Annotated in this window: 17 protein-coding genes and 1 tRNA gene; 1 reads left to right on the forward strand and 17 read right to left on the reverse strand. The window is 31.6% G+C overall.

The window, feature by feature from the left end; all coding sequences use genetic code 11:
* Positions 1-13 precede the first annotated feature (13 nt).
* From ACQKN3_RS14625 to ACQKN3_RS14685, 13 genes are all read right to left on the reverse strand, one after another.
* Complete coding sequence (locus tag ACQKN3_RS14625) at positions 14-592, reverse strand: hypothetical protein (RefSeq protein WP_427712671.1); 579 nt, start codon at positions 590-592, stop codon at positions 14-16.
* Positions 593-594: 2 nt separating this feature from the next.
* Positions 595-1,248, reverse strand: coding sequence for a hypothetical protein (locus ACQKN3_RS14630; RefSeq protein WP_427712674.1), 654 nt, complete (start codon positions 1,246-1,248; stop codon positions 595-597).
* Positions 1,249-1,277: 29 nt separating this feature from the next.
* On the reverse strand, positions 1,278-2,225 hold the full coding sequence (locus tag ACQKN3_RS14635) for a hypothetical protein (protein ID WP_427712676.1): 948 nt from the start codon (positions 2,223-2,225) through the stop codon (positions 1,278-1,280).
* Between the two features lie 54 nt (positions 2,226-2,279).
* Positions 2,280-2,834: a hypothetical protein gene (locus ACQKN3_RS14640; protein WP_427712678.1), complete on the reverse strand. Its 555-nt coding sequence runs from the start codon at positions 2,832-2,834 to the stop codon at positions 2,280-2,282.
* Between the two features lie 449 nt (positions 2,835-3,283).
* A complete protein-coding gene (locus ACQKN3_RS14645; protein ID WP_427712681.1) occupies positions 3,284-3,583 on the reverse strand; it encodes a DUF2187 family protein in 300 nt (99 codons plus the stop codon).
* 565 nt (positions 3,584-4,148) lie between these two features.
* Complete coding sequence (locus ACQKN3_RS14650; protein ID WP_427712684.1) at positions 4,149-4,886, reverse strand: hypothetical protein; 738 nt, start codon at positions 4,884-4,886, stop codon at positions 4,149-4,151.
* Positions 4,887-4,955: 69 nt separating this feature from the next.
* A complete protein-coding gene (locus ACQKN3_RS14655; RefSeq protein ID WP_427712687.1) occupies positions 4,956-5,753 on the reverse strand; it encodes a hypothetical protein in 798 nt (265 codons plus the stop codon).
* Between the two features lie 468 nt (positions 5,754-6,221).
* Positions 6,222-6,467: a glutaredoxin family protein gene (locus ACQKN3_RS14660; protein WP_427712690.1), complete on the reverse strand. Its 246-nt coding sequence runs from the start codon at positions 6,465-6,467 to the stop codon at positions 6,222-6,224.
* Between the two features lie 29 nt (positions 6,468-6,496).
* Positions 6,497-6,567, reverse strand: a tRNA-Cys gene (locus tag ACQKN3_RS14665).
* A 49-nt stretch (positions 6,568-6,616) separates the two neighbouring features.
* Complete coding sequence (locus ACQKN3_RS14670; RefSeq protein WP_427712693.1) at positions 6,617-6,889, reverse strand: helix-turn-helix domain-containing protein; 273 nt, start codon at positions 6,887-6,889, stop codon at positions 6,617-6,619.
* Between the two features lie 8 nt (positions 6,890-6,897).
* Positions 6,898-7,059 (reverse strand): YvrJ family protein, encoded by a 162-nt coding sequence (locus ACQKN3_RS14675; RefSeq protein WP_427712696.1) that lies wholly within the window; start codon positions 7,057-7,059, stop codon positions 6,898-6,900.
* A gap of 44 nt (positions 7,060-7,103) precedes the next feature.
* Entirely contained in the window at positions 7,104-7,703 is a 600-nt protein-coding gene (locus ACQKN3_RS14680) for a sigma factor-like helix-turn-helix DNA-binding protein (protein WP_427712699.1), read from the reverse strand.
* Between the two features lie 161 nt (positions 7,704-7,864).
* The gene (locus tag ACQKN3_RS14685; protein ID WP_427712702.1) at positions 7,865-9,025 is read right to left on the reverse strand and encodes a S8 family peptidase; all 1,161 of its coding nucleotides are present in this window, start codon (positions 9,023-9,025) and stop codon (positions 7,865-7,867) included.
* A gap of 200 nt (positions 9,026-9,225) precedes the next feature.
* On the opposite strand from ACQKN3_RS14685, the gene ACQKN3_RS14690 reads away from it, so the two are divergent.
* Positions 9,226-9,369, forward strand: a complete 144-nt coding sequence (locus tag ACQKN3_RS14690) for an anti sigma factor C-terminal domain-containing protein (protein ID WP_427712705.1) — start codon at positions 9,226-9,228, stop codon at positions 9,367-9,369.
* A 417-nt stretch (positions 9,370-9,786) separates the two neighbouring features.
* Here the strand turns inward: ACQKN3_RS14690 and ACQKN3_RS14695 are convergent, their stop codons facing one another.
* The 4 genes from ACQKN3_RS14695 to ACQKN3_RS14710 all read right to left on the reverse strand — a co-directional run bounded on the left by ACQKN3_RS14695 (position 9,787) and on the right by ACQKN3_RS14710 (position 15,116).
* A complete protein-coding gene (locus ACQKN3_RS14695) occupies positions 9,787-11,520 on the reverse strand; it encodes an ATP-binding protein (RefSeq protein WP_427712709.1) in 1,734 nt (577 codons plus the stop codon).
* A 19-nt stretch (positions 11,521-11,539) separates the two neighbouring features.
* The gene (locus ACQKN3_RS14700) at positions 11,540-12,700 is read right to left on the reverse strand and encodes a hypothetical protein (RefSeq protein ID WP_427712711.1); all 1,161 of its coding nucleotides are present in this window, start codon (positions 12,698-12,700) and stop codon (positions 11,540-11,542) included.
* A gap of 244 nt (positions 12,701-12,944) precedes the next feature.
* Complete coding sequence (locus ACQKN3_RS14705) at positions 12,945-13,757, reverse strand: HNH endonuclease (RefSeq protein WP_427712714.1); 813 nt, start codon at positions 13,755-13,757, stop codon at positions 12,945-12,947.
* Between the two features lie 252 nt (positions 13,758-14,009).
* A complete protein-coding gene (locus ACQKN3_RS14710) occupies positions 14,010-15,116 on the reverse strand; it encodes an S-layer homology domain-containing protein (RefSeq protein ID WP_427712717.1) in 1,107 nt (368 codons plus the stop codon).
* Positions 15,117-15,633: the final 517 nt, after the last annotated feature.

A 15,633-nucleotide genomic window follows, 5' to 3' on the forward strand; every position in this document is an offset into this window, starting at 1 on the left:
CTATTCTCCCTTTTTAAAATGCATAATATGAATGAAGTGCATGTGGGCTTGACTCATGCTGTGCATTTATATTAATAGTTTGATTTACTTCAAAAAGATAATATCTAATGTAAGACCGCTCTAATTCAAATCGTAAGTCGAGGTTTTTCTCTAAATGTAGAAAAGCCTTTTCCATTAATAAAATACCGATTATTGCTTTATGAATGTGCCGCGCCTGTACAATAGTGAAATCTTCCTCAGCAAGTGAATGTGGATTTAATAAAACGTCCGCAGAAACAAGCATAGAGATGTTTGTGGCTGTAAAAGACGATAGCTTACCATAAATGACAGAGAGGTTGATAAGTCCTTTAAAATGGCGTTCAAGCTCCTGGTACAATTTCAGGGTTGGTATTAATAGGCTGGATAATGAATAGAGGTTATTTTCAAAATAATTCCAATGTTGCGCGGTAACAGCCTTACTGTATGTATCCGAAAGGTACTTTTCGAAATAAACTTGTAACCCTTCGGAAATACATACTGAATTATTGAGTTCATTATTTCCTAGTTCATTAAAATAATCGTAATCAACAGCTGTAAAAGTCGGAGGTGTCATATTTAAAATAATGCCTCCAACGCTTCTTCTGAAGAAAGTATGATTGAATGAAAATCTTCTAATGACATATAACGTGTTTGCCCCATTTTAAAATGAGTTATAAAATGTGCTTTTGCACGGTCTGCTTTACGATTTAGTGTTACAACTGCATAGCCTTTTTGAACTTTGGTATCGATATAAAGGACGTGACCATTTTTTATCTCTGTCGGGTTGCCACTGTAAGGGCTTGTTTTAATATCAAGTTGATCTGCTGTAACTGAAGTACGTTGCAACTCATGATAGCAGTATATTTGCGTTTCACCGGCTGGGAAACGAACGGTAACAGCACGAATATTTTGGCGGTTAATTTTCTGAACAAAACCAACAGCTTGAGTTTCAGTCACACGTACAATTTGTCCGATATATACCGTATCTCGCTGTAAACTGCCGATTGGTAGTAGCTCAGCTTTTGAATTTTCAACAATTTGCTCCATATTATTCGTGATATACTGGTAAATTTGATTATATAAATTAGCTTGCGATATATTTTCATCGACTTCCATTTCTATTCGTAAATCCTCAAAGCTCACACGCATATTGCGCTCAACACGTTCAGGATCAAAAGTTGGAATTGTACGTAGCAGGTCTTCGGTTGTTGGTTGCATGGCTTCTTTCATGGTTAAAACTCTCCTTCTGTTCGGTTCATTTAATTTGCTACATTAATTTGATAATCACTTTTAGGTACATTTCGAACCATCGTGCTGACGGTTTTACGCACTTTTTTATATAAGTCCGGTTGCATTTTTTGAATGACATTTTTATAAGCTGCTAATAATAGAGGTGATTTATAAAAACGGTAATTAATCTTTTGCTCAACGGATGGCAGCGGTAAAGTGTTATTAAAAATTAAATGTTGGAACAGAACGATTTGCTCTTTTCCAGTTAGCTTAACTGGCTTTGTCATTTCTTTAATAATGCGGTAACACTCGATAATAGAGTCCGTTGATAAATACGAATCTCGTTCTGCTGTGCTCTTAAACTCAGTTAAGAATCGGTATAAGTTAATTGTTTTAATTTCCCAAGTACGACTTGGTTTATGGTCATTTGAAATCTCGTGGACCTTTGTTACATTCCTTGAAGTTTTCCCGACGATAACTGGAATATGATGAATGGAGCTACCGCCCATTTTAAATTGCATGTATGCTGTATCGCCTTGATGCCACAATTCTTCTTCTCGACTAAAATCCATTCGTAAACAACGTGCTTCAGCAAATGTTGCATCTGTTTCATATAGCTCCGTATGGTCGTAGTAGTGAATACGATGCCCAGCTAATACAACGCTAACTGGCTTTTCCTCTGAATGCGGTGAAGGTGATGAAACATTTAATACAATTCCAAGTTCATTACTTTCTGTACGTACGATCCGACCAGGATACACTTCTTTTTCGAATAGATACGGTTTAGTTAAAACTTCGGCATGGCTAATTTTAATAGTCTCCATAGGATTTTTTTCGAAATGTTCTTTGACAGCTAGGCGGGCTAATCGTTCCATTTCTTCAATTGGTAAAGCAAGTACACCCTCGTTTTCAGGATAAAAATGTACTGGTAAAATCACATCTTTTAATGACACAACCACTTTTTTCTTTTTTGACATCTTCCATAGCTCCTTACAAATTCTATTAATTGCTTATGTATTGGTATTTGAGAATTATTCGGTAAATTTATATGCGAAATGGTTTTCCTGTTTCGTTATTTCGTTTTCTAAAAATACTCGTTTGAAATGTTCATATTCGCCTTCTAATGCAGCGTTCTTTAAAAATGATTTAAATATTGTTAATTCTTTGGAACTATCGGTCATATGTAGATCCATTTCTAAAATTTCATCAGTTACCCCTAAGTCCATAGCAGTAATCATATTTAGCTGGATACCTCGGCCGCGGCCTTCGTAATACTCTAAGATGTTCATTTCTTGCAAGTAGCCTATGAGCATTCTTATTTTAGGAGCGCTTAATTGAGTATGTTCAGAAATTACTTTAATTGAAGTAGCCACATACAGGGTACTATCCGCATCTCGCAATAATATTGTTAAAATGTCTAGACAATTTTGTTTTTTATTTGCTCGATTCGTTCGCTTAGTTCCAGCGTCGCTCCAAATATAATGTTCAACTACATACATATAACGTTTTAATAATTGTGCGTTCGTTTCAGGTGATGTAGTTTTACTTGAGTCAGAGTGGATGCACTCTAAAATACTTGATTGCATTAATAACCTTCCTTTTATCATGGATTTAAAGTGAAACTAAAATTTGTAGATATAGTCGATAGATCGTAAACGATAAGATAATAAAAGCTACGATCTTAAAAACAATCGACTTAATGACGGATACTATCTTGCTCTGTTCAATGTAAAGCTGTTTATGATTCTGTATCTCCTTCATACACAATGGAATAGTAATGGGCTCATTTATAGTCATTGGTAGTACCCATAATGTTGAACGGTTCATGGTGTACGTTGATGGCTCGATATAGAAACGAAATTCTGGAAAGAAGAAATACTTTTTTTCGTAACTGGATACAAGTACGTTTTCAAATGTACGCATACGTTCAAACAAATATTGTGTAAACATAGCGCGCTCATTCAATTGTATTTGTAACTGCAATGACTGTTTGTCGTGTGAATGACATATCGTAACTTGCCAGAGTTCAGCTTTACTAAATAAGTTCATAATTTTTATGATTCACCACAGTAATTGTATTTTTAATGTTGATTCGCTTAGAGTCGGCTTGAGATATTTCAACGATTACGGAATGTTCCCGGTAGGCAATAACAATACCTTTAACCATGTGAGATTTTCGTGAAAACAGAATTTTTTCACCGATAAAAGCATGGGATTTCTTTAATTTCTTTTTGAATATTGTTGAATCTTCACTAAAGCGTCTGCCTGCTGTTCTAGGTTTACTTTGCTTTTCTTCAACTAACTCAGGCGTTTCTAATATACCTAGTAAGTTCATAGATTTACTCTCCTTTGAAACTAATAAAATCCCCTATCCTGTAACGCACGCAAAAAAGAATCCTGTTAGCTTGAATCATGAATAAAGTTGCTGTTAAACAACGATTCAATTGCTAAAGAAAACACACAAAAGCGGCATACAAGACAGGGGATTCCCGTCTATAGATATTCTTCTTATAATAATTCGTTCACACAACAAATCAAAAAAGCATTTTTACAATATTATATTTAAATAACAATTCTTTCTATCACTTGTCTTATTATAATGTGATGTTAATGGTTATTAAATAGAACTAATTTACTTTAATTATATAATAGACCATTAAATTAAATTAATATATAATGTTAAAGTCTTTAAAATATTCCATTTGATGTAAATAATTGTATGGATAAAAATGTTTTTTTCATTTTTTGTAAAAATGAGGTTAATATTCTGAATTTAATGATTTTATATAGTATTTTTTTGATAAAAAACATGGGAGGAATTGAAAAATATTTCTCCCAATGTTTATAACGCTTTTAATAGCGCGTTTCTAATTGATGCAAAATTTTTAATACTTTTAAACTTATCTTTTACATTCGTACATTTTGCTGATAATCGGTGATGAAGCAAATTCACTTAAATGGATCACTGAATTATCATGATAATCGAATCTGATAAATTTGTTACCCTCTTCATCTATTTCAACTTTTGGCGCGTAATCTTTCGGGCAGATCCAAAAATGTGGATACTCAGTAGCAACCTTGTAAACCATTAGTTCAATAAAGGTCTCTCTTTCATTTAAATCATTGATTTTCGAGAACACCCTTCTTGCTACTAGCTTGAAATGAACATTTCCGTCTTGGAAAGGCGTTTCACCAAGATTACTTTGCACATCAGAATCTAGGAAATAAAAAAAGTTGCCGTCAGTTTTATTGATAAAACCGCACACAGCAACATCCGTAGAAATCCGAGATTCGCAGTATTCAATATCGAAATTGCCCTTTAAATCATAGTCAATTAATTCATCGTCGTCCTCTGGGTCAGGTAAACATACATAAAATTGTGGTATGTTATGCTCTTCATCAAAGTCGTTAGTCCATAATGTAAAGTTTTCGATAGTTTGCGATTCAAGATTGTACAGATACAATGTGCCGCCCTCAATGCCTACATTACCCACGTCTGATTGCTCTTTATATTCCTCTAAATTCATATTGAACGAATAATCTATAACGACATAATGCTGATTGTCGGCAAATTCTAGAGCTGCTGCAGGTGTTACCTCAAATGTTTTCGTTACAACTTCGTCTTTAATGTTATACATAATAATTCCTCCTGATAGTTGTGGCACCGATAAATATGGACCGTTTCCTTTTGTGAGCTGTTGAATGGTTTAGTCAATCCAGTTTTTGCGCGGATCTTCTAATATTTCATCAGCAAAGACTTCTTTTAATAAGTTCGATTTACTCAATTCTTTAAAATTATACGCACTGTCATAGTTCATATTGATTTTGACAAATGGATGGTCGGCAAAGCCATAGTCATACATAATAGGTATTTCCACATCTTTGTAGAAACGTCTAAAATGGTATTTCTTTTGGTTACGCGACTTAAAGTATTCTCGGTAAATTCGTACTGTTAACACGGCACCTTCATAGTGATGTTCTGTCTGCTTATCAACCTTTTCATCAACACGAATACTTAGCGGTAAGAATCCGTACACATATGTTTTATACGTATTGATAGTTGTTATTTGGCTTTGAGTTTCTCTTGTGTAATAAGTTAGTTGACCTGTATGTACATTCTTGTAAGCAATCAAGCTGCTGCTTTCTTCTTCATAAATATCCAGTTCTGAATAGTTAATGTGAATAGTATCAAATAGGTCAAGTGGAACCTTTTGTTTGGAGTTAGGCCGAGTGTCGGTTAGTGTGATGCAGAAATTAGGGGGAGTGTTCTTTACGAATTGCTTTGTATAGATGGGGAAATTCTCAATAGTATTTGTATCTATATTGAATAACCTTAAATCCCCTGCCCTTACACCGAATTTGCCACGATTATTTAAATCTTCCAATGTCGCATAGTCGTAATAAAACTGGTGATCAACATATGCATAATATTGAAAAGTTGCTAATTCAATAATCTGGTCCTCAATTACTTCAAATGGTTTGATTAATACTTTTACTTCTGTCATTTTAAATTCCTCCTAAAATAAGTAGCGTTTTACATATGAATACCTATTTTTTACGTTAAGCTACCTTCTAATTAACGATTAACAAACTTGTAGTCAAAATGTTTGGGCAGCAATTACTTTCTCTTATACGGGCTTTAATTGGCTAAAAATGAGGACAAAAAAAAACAGCAGATGGAAAAGAACAGTTAAATCTATAAAAGGACACATTTATCCTGTAAATAGATTTCGTTAGTTCAACCCATAGGCTGTTTGTAAGTTCAAAGTCGTATAACACGAATGTTAGAAACATCGGTCTACATAATAAGTTAAAGTAAAAAATAATAGTTAAATTATAAGTGATTGTTGGATAAAAGACAAGGTTGGAGAATAAATAAAATATTGATAAATCACCACGTTCTACTTAATACGGCGCGGATATAAAAAAACCCACTTTAATAGTGGGTTAAATTTGAAACTAATGCTTGTATTTTATTGTGGAATTAAAATTTCTGAAAGTTTTTGCTTATCGAATCCACTAATTACAGCTTTAGTTTCTCCTGATTCCTTCAATAGAGTAAGTGGTACTCCTACCCCACCTAATGCTTTAAACTCTTTAAAGTATTGTTCGTTATTGTTAACATCTCTTTCCTCGAAAGCAATGCCATTTTTATTTAAAAAGTCCTTTTGGTTTGAACAATGTCCACAACTTTTACTAGAGTAAACGATGATTTCCATAAAATTTATCCCCCTAAATTTGTTTTAAAAGGTGACACTCGGGTTCGAACCGAGGATGAAGGTTTTGCAGACCTTTGCCTTACCACTTGGCTATGCCACCATATTAGTTATATTAGTTAAAGAAGAAAAAGTATTAAAAGTAACAACTTTTATTTAAATTTATTTATAAATTTTTTTTCATTGGTTTTTGATTCATTATACTTTTGTTTCATATCCCAAAAACCAGGAACAGACTCTACATCATATTTTCTTATGGTTTGTATTAGTTTAATCATTAAGTCCTGACGAAGATCTTCTCTATGAAATGGATGTGTTTGATATAGGTGATGTTTTAATTTCGGTTCAAAATAATTTATTACCGATAATAAAGCTTTGTCATCATTTTTAGATTTTTCTACAAGTGCTTTTAAATCTTGTGTCATTTATTTGTTCAATCCCTTCTAAACTCTCTAATAACATCAGATAATTTACTAATACTTAACTCCAATTTTTCTATTTTCTTTTCGAATCTAATAAAAAGATACATTGTTATTGCAATAGGAAACCCAAAGTTCCCTATAATCATTACCCAATCAGTTGGCTCTGTCACCATAAAGAATAAATCCCCCTTCTCTTTTTTTTACATTAACAGCCACACTATTTGTGGCTGTTAATGTAATGTAGCAATTTTTCTAATGCTTTTTTATGCGCTTTAGAAACTGCCTGTTGCGTTTTATTTAAAATCAAACCAATTTCTGTATCATTTAGTCCTTCAACATAAGCAAGGTTAATAATCTCTTTTTGCTTTGTTGTCAAGGACTTATAGGCATCATTTAGTAGAGGACTAGTAATTTGATGTTCGAGACTTCCATTTGAAATGGCCCTTTCAAAAAAGGTCTCTGCTTTTTCGTCAGCTACTAAATCACCAAAGGTTGTTGGCTCACCTTCCAATGGATTAATTGCCGCATCAAGTGTTGTAAGAAATCTGGCTTGGATCAGTTTTGCTCGTTTATCGTAATTTATTGAGTTGAATTTCAGCGTTGTGGAAATATGTGAAACAAATCGAATATTAAAATAGAAATCTTTAAATAAAATATCTAATTTTTTCATATTTTCAGGTGTTGGATTTGATATTGTCTCCAAATACACTTCTTTATTTTGAGATGTGTTAAGAAAGGAAACAACCAAGTTATTCTTTAAGAATTCAGAATTTTCTGTCTCGAATTGTCTAATTTTCTCTTCATTCCATTTATTCACCAGTAAAATCCCCCTGTTTAAGAACGTATGTTCTGTAATGTGTGTAAAAAAAGCGTATCACTCTTATTTTTTTCAGAGCGCACGTTCTTAAGTGTGTGTAAAACTATTTATTTTCCAATGAGGAAGACATGGGCATATATATTAGTTATTCTAACATAATTTTACAAATAATCACACTCTTTCGCACACATTTTTATATATGAGGCTGTGGATGCAGATTCTTTAATTAGTGATATTAAAAATTCCCTTTCTTTTTCTGAAGATTGTTCACTCAAACATTGTGTAAAGAAAGCCTGTGTTTTTCGAGCTTCACAAAAACATTTAAGTAGTAACGATTTATCTAAAGTATCTTCTTCAAAGTTATCATTAGTTTCATCCTCTAAATTAACGTCTAGCGCAAGGTTAAGTATAGAAATTGTCTGTCCATAATCTCCCACTTTTACTTTAGTCGTGTGCTGCATTAAATAATCAAATAATTCTTGTTCAGTTGGCTTTTTTTTGTTTAAATTTTCATATTTGTTAATCAATAAAGCTAAAGCACCTGAAACATGAGGAGCTGCCATTGAAGTTCCGGATAAACTTTCAAAATTATCTTTTAAATAAGTAGATTTAATATCAATCCCTGGAGCATAAATATCCACTTCTTTATTAGTATTACTAAAGCTAGCTAAGGCAAAATTAGTATCAATTGCACCGACAGCAATCACTTCCTCATAACCTGCAGGATAAGAATATTCGTCAGTTGATAAATCCCCATCCCCTTCGTTACCGGAGGCAACAACAACAGCAATATCATTATCCAGTGCTTGTTTTATCGCATTATGTAGGATTTCATTAGAAGATGATAATCCTAATGATAAAGATAATATATTAACCTTCTCATTGTTAGGTCCTATCCAATTTACGGCATAATCGATGGCTTTAACCAACGATTCTGTTGTGCCGCTGCCTTTATGGTTTAAAACCTTTAAAATAAGTAAATTTGCATTAGGCGCAACTCCAACTATGCCATTTCCATTTAGCGTAGCTGCTATTATCCCAGCCACATGTGTACCATGCCCGTTGTAATCTTCAATTTTAGTTACATCTCCATTCGATTCATTGGTAAAATTATACCGGCCAATAATACGTTCCTTTAAATCCAAATGGTGATAATTACATCCAGTGTCCAATATAGCAATGACCACATCCTTGCCAGTCCACCCTTGTTCCCAAAAGTGTTTTGCTCCAATAGCAGAAATATTGTTAGTTAATTCAGTCTTTAATCTCTCTTCGGTAAAAGGTCCTTCAGCATTTATTAAATTCACTCGAGCATTATTCATTCCAACACCCCTAATAAATAGTTATATGATATATAGAAAGGTAAGTTTGAAAAATAACAACTATTGAAAAAAATTTTTTATTCGAGTGATTTAGGCACCTATTCTTTAAGTTTATATTTAACGAAAAAACTGACATGAGTCCGTTCTATGAACTCATGCCAGCAATGGCTGTATAATTAATAATTATAGTTATAAATAGTTTGCCGGAGGAAACTGTTGTAGAAGCGTATATTTCGTTAGATGACCTATATGAAGTTGAAGAAGTAGAAATTGCAATGGAAAATGTTGATGTTACATGGGCTGCCATTTATACCGGAACAGAAGATAATGTAGCTTTGAAATAAAGTTTGAGAAGAAATACCTCGTAAATCCTTATTTTACGTTTAATAAGAATAATCCATTTTGAAAATAGATTGATCAAAATGAATTCTCCATAGCATTTTTAAGTTTAGTTTTTATAAAAAAGTTTGATTATTTTCTACTTGCGTAGACCCAGCAAGTGTTCTAATTCCAGATAGCAAAATTAATGAAGAAACCAAAAATATTAAAAAAACTTTTGAAAATTTTATTCAATACGCTTGAGGATAAAAGTGAGGACGATATTAGAATGATTTTAAACATATCTAATGAAATCTTTAATCGTCTTAAGAAAAAAGAAAAAAAGTAGCTCATGATTAAAAAATCATGAGCTACTTTCTTTATCTTATAAAATTTTTCATAGCAAATGGCATCATAATTAATGCTCTAAATGTATTTTATGACTATCTTTTTAATATGTCTGTTATCTTTGAAATATCAAAATTAAACCATGGTTCTTTCCATTCTTTTAAGAATTGAATATTCTTTGAAGTAGGCTCTGGATTACACATATCAATTCTTACTAAAGATGGCATATTTATTGCTTCACCTATTAAAATCGCTTCACCTTCTCTTAATGTTGGTAGTGAATCCGTTATCGGACCTACTATATCTGGTAAAAGCCGTTTAACATAACTTTGATCATCTGGATTAGTTAGTCTCATAGTAATAAAATTGCTGCATTGAGAAAATATAGTTTCTGATATTTCGGAAGGCCTTTGACTAACAATCATTAATGATATTCCGTATTTTCTACCTTCCTTAGCTATTCTCTCAATTGCTACTCTTGAAGAATTATACTTGGCGTTTTTTATTTTCGGAACATATTTATGTGCTTCTTCATATACAACCAATATTGGTAAAGGTTGATTTTCTTGTCCTACATCAATAAGCTTTTTATAAGTATATGCAAAATCAAATAACATTCTTGAGATTAATGACACTGTTATACTCAACACTTCAAAAGGTACTCCACTAAGGTCAATTATTGTTATGTTAGATTTTTTATCAGGATTATATCCTATAATTGTTCTCAATGTATCTTCAAATGTTATATTATATGAATCATCACCAAATAAAAATGCTAACCTGTTGTCATTAATTTTAGTTGTAATACGTGACTTGAATTTTTCTAATGAACCGTCATTATAGTTCCCTTTACTAATACTCCCTTGTTTAGTTTCATCAAATTCTAATATCGAATTAAAATAATATCTTAATTTTTCTTCCTCTTCTAAAAATTCTTTGTTGTCATCTTTAATACAAAAGGAGTTTGGCTTTTTTGAGTTTTTAGTTTCATTAGCCAAATTTGATATACAATTTATTACCTCCTTCATTGAAAATTTAACAGGTGTATCAAATGTTATATTTTCAATATCACTATTTTGAATCTTTTTATTTAAGGTAATAACCCTCCTTAAAACTGAAGATTGATTATATGATTGATTCTCTCCAGATTCTACGAATAACTCTTCCAATTCTTCGCCATTCATTAACCAATATGGTAATTTCAAACTATCTACATCAATAAAATTAGCTTCTGGAAATGCAGATTTATACTCTGAATGTATGTCAAATAATACTATATGAGAATTGTTTAATGAAAAACCGTTATCCTTCTTTTCAGATATAGCTTTTTGTAAGATAGCCGTAACGGAATGTGATTTTCCTGAGCCTGTAGAACCCATAATAGCAATATGTTTATTAAAGAACTTATTTCCTTCAACCGGAACGGTAATTTGATGATCTTGTAATAATTTAGAAAAACAAAATTTTGCATTTTCATCTATTCCATCATAGATTTGTTGCACTTCGACTTTCTTTGCCAATTCAACACCAGTTGGAGGTATTGCGATATTATTTCCTCCACGAGTAAAATTCCCATTACTATCAATAAACCCTATAGGCGCTGCTTCCAAAATATAGTCATCTTTTGTTTCTTCACTATTTTTAACTTCCTTTTTTTCAATCGAAAAATTCTCAATCATGCATAATAAGGCTCCGTCTTCATGATCAGAAACTCTTAAGTATGAACCCACAGTAAACTTTTCACTATCAACCTTAAATTCGTTTATATCAGTAACACGAATTTTTATTTTATCGGGTAGAACAGAAATTACCTGTGCAATTTTAGACATTTTTTAACCTCCCAATATTTTAACTAATTATCTTCAAAACATTTTCTAGACTATTAATGCTTAACTTTATATTTTTTGATTTATAATCTACTTCAATTGGAGTACTTTTAAAAAATTGATAAGTTTCTACAGATTTTAACCCTTCTAAAATTTTTAACAGATTTTCATCTATTAAACGAACCTTGTATTCTTTTCCTCTATCACTTAACAATGTCTCAACCCTCAATTTATCACCATAAAAAAAAGTACCATCATTAAAATAAAAGTTATTATCTAACAATGTTATTTTCAGGTCTATTAAGTTGTTTTCACTTAGATTTCTAAAACATATAAATGGGGCTGGAGTTTTACTTGTCTGAACCCCATCACGATAAAATTTGTCACTAATTTTATATACAATATCAATTAAATTTTCCTTTAACTCATTAGGTCCACATTCTATAATAAATATTCTTTCATGTGGTACAATATGAGGTTTTCTATGTGTAAAGTATTGATCTCTAAGCAATTTTATATATTTATCTTCAGACATATAAAGCCTATATCCTTCATAAAATATTACTTTGTTATTATTCTCAATTATTGAATCTAAATCGTAACTTGAAATAGTTCTTGATGTACGTGTTTTAATTGCTAACTGTGTAAGTTCGGTCTGAAACATAGCATGATAATATAAGGCTATCTCAGTGTTTGCTAAACCGTATTTTTGCTTAATTAAATTTATCAGTTGATTAAAAGTCTCATCAAAATTATGTAAAAAAACGATTTCAAAGTTTTTTATAAATCTATCTTTATCATCTAAATTATAAGGATTCTCTCCTAAAATCTTATCTAGTTGATCCATAGTAATTCTCTCAGAAAGTCTTTGAGTATCCCCAGGATCTTTATCTTTAAAATGACTATATAATTTAAACTTTTTTTCACTATCTAATAAGCTTAATTGGAACAGTTGAATAATTGCTGATTTTACTTTGGACAAACTAAAATTTGCTGTCTCTTTGTGCTTAACTTGGATAACATAGTTTTCGTAATCTATATCTTGCTGATTTTCAAAATTTATTGGCGTTCCTGGGTTTGAAATTATTTCTTTTAAGGTTAGATCAAATTGATAAATAAAACCTTTTATTGCATAATACCCACCGTCTTTATCTTGTTTCTTTTCTACTATTTGAACAGTCACGTTAAACACCACCAATTTATAATTATAAATCATTATAACTAATTAATGGTTTAATTTCCTCTTAATTCTATTTATTTGTATAAATAGACGAAGAAAAGAGGGCCTTAAAATAAGACCCTCTTTTCTTTAAAACATAAAGCAAAAACTTTCTGTAAAATTCTAATAAATCCCATAGTTAACATTTGATTTGTATGGAATCTAAATCATCGTTTTCTGTAAAATTATGTATAAGATAGTTATTAATTTAATCATCATCTATTAATGCTTTATAAAATACGGCTTCAGAAGAATTAGATGTACCGATTTTACAACCTTTTTTATAAAATGATTTAAAAAGTGCTAAGACGGTCTCTTTTCCACCAACATCATACATATCTCTAAAAATATTTTGCATATTAGAATGCAATTCACTAGCTTTTGAATTATATAAAGGTAATAATTTTAAGGCTTTTAAATATTCAGATATCACTTTTTCTAGTTCTATATGATTTTCTAGTGTATCTGGTATATCCATAAAGTAGTTAAATCCAATAATATTTGAATCGATATGGATTCTTGCTTTTAACCATGTTAAATCATTAAGTTCATGAAAATATGGGTGTATAAATGTAAAAGTATTTGCATCTTTAGCTGATTTAACACCATTACATTTTTCGCATATAGGAACAAGATTCAAGGGAGATACCGAATATAATGGATATTTTGATTTGGGTAAGAAGTGGTCTACTTGATCTATCCCCCTTAATAAACATGTAGGACAAATTTCAGTACTCTTAAAAATGGCATTGTAAATAGCTCTGCCATTACCCCCTACTAATTTTCTGTCATATAAATCTTTGAATTGAGTTGTTGATATTCTATCTTCAATAGGATTCCCTAGTGATATGTAGTTAAATTTATTATCAATACCTCTAAGGAAATACAGTCTTTCTTGTAATAAGATATAGCCTTTATAATTTTTAAACCTCTCTTTTTTCTCAAAATCTGTGTAATTTGAAATAGTATCTATGAATTCAATCATTTTAACTGGTGGGATAGGTAGATTTCTCTGTGGCATTTTAACAAAGCTCGATTAAAAGTAAGTTGCAAACGCTGATTTTATACAGAAAGAAACCAACTGTTTTGAAACAAAGTTTGATCAAAACAGTTGGTTTCTTTATTTATCTAGTTTGGTTTTTATAATAAATTTTGATTATTTCGGGATGCGAATATTCAATTAAAGCGCCCGATTGTGGAATAAGGGGATAAATAAATTATTTATTTTATTTTTTTTACTTTAGATAGATTTATCTTAAGTTTTAAAGATATATTATCGTCTTCTTTCAACTATGTAGAATGAATAAGCGTTATCAACATCTGAAAACTTATAGTAGATTGCAAACTTATTGCCTTTATAAACCGCGCCTGTACTTTGAAGATAATTGAATATTTTAACCATTTCAGCTGTTGAAATACCTTCACGACTTGCAAATCCCTCAACATACAATTCTTTTAAAGATGTCGATGGCATTCCTATATTGACATCCGCTTTCAAATGTTCTTTATACATAGCTAATTGTTGTTTCTGGAAATTATATAATTCTTCTGCCGATAAATTACCTACTTTTGGGGATTTTAGCTTGTCTGTTTTAATATCCGAATATTTATCACTATATTTCTCATATTCAGAAGCCGGTGTTTTTTCTAAATTAAGTTCATAAGGATTATAGCCTGTAGTCGGAATTTCAATGACTCCCTCTTCTTTTGGTAATTCAATCGGTTCCGCTACAAACTCGGGATCAACATTAATGGAACGGTGCATAAATACGGCGAATTGTTGACGCGTTAATGATTCAGTCGGGCGGAATGTGGCATCTTCTAAATAACCTGTGGTAATACCGTTTGAATAGAGGGCACGTACATAATCACGTGTTTCCGCGTCGCCATTAATTGTGTCAGCAAAATCGTATTGAGCTTTAATTTTCACATCAAAGGCTACTACTAAGATTTTTGCCATTTCAGCACGAGTTAAAGGCGCATTCGGATTAACTTTATTATTTAAGTCAGCAGACAATAAACCGGCTTGCATTAATGCATATACAGCTTTCGCATGGCTATTCTTTTCATTTAAATCGCTTGGCATCTTCACGTTTTTATTAACGATAGCTAATTTTCCACCTAAGTAGCGATAAACTAATGATGCTGCGTGTTGGCGAGTGATTTCTAAACCACCTCGGAATGTACCATCTTCGTAACCATTGATCACTCCTTGTGACGCCATTTCGTGAATAATATCATAGTTCACATTCTTCTTTGTAACATCTTTAAAAACTTTATCATATGTAGCAGCTTCAACAGTTGAGCTGTTCATTGGTACGACAATAGCCGGTGTAGCAATTGCTAAAGCCATTGCTGAGAATAGTAATTTGTTTTTCATGATTGTTTCCTCCAAGAAGTAAGTACTAATTGCTATATCGTCATAATACTACTCATATTAATTAAAAATAGGTCTTATAGAAATTTGGCCGCCTTCTTATTGAAGAATCGCGCTTGATGGTTATTAATCAGCATCTTTACTTACTCCACAATATGGCCCGATTGTTGAATAAGAAACCTTTATTCCATACAGGTTTTTATCAAACTTTATTATAAATGATCAATCTTTATTAAAAGCCCACAGTTGGGATGGCTGAGTATAGTTATGGGCCTGATTTCCTTAGCGATTATTAATATCACTTTGCTTTCAGGATACAATTTACAATTTGAAAATACCTTTAGTTCATGGATAGTCATTTCTTCTGTTATAGGATTTGTTTCATTACTAAACAAAAAAAGCAGATCACTTATTTTTGGGGTTTGGGTATAAGTATTTTTTTTGGGGTATTTATGTTGACAATCTTCGTGATAGGATGGGCAATTGTTCCTTTCCCTTAATTTTAGTTAAAGATAGTAGT

Origin of the sequence: Solibacillus sp. NPDC093137, assembly GCF_050280445.1 — a bacterium.
GTDB classification, from domain to species: Bacteria; Bacillota; Bacilli; order Bacillales_A; family Planococcaceae; genus Solibacillus; species Solibacillus isronensis_B.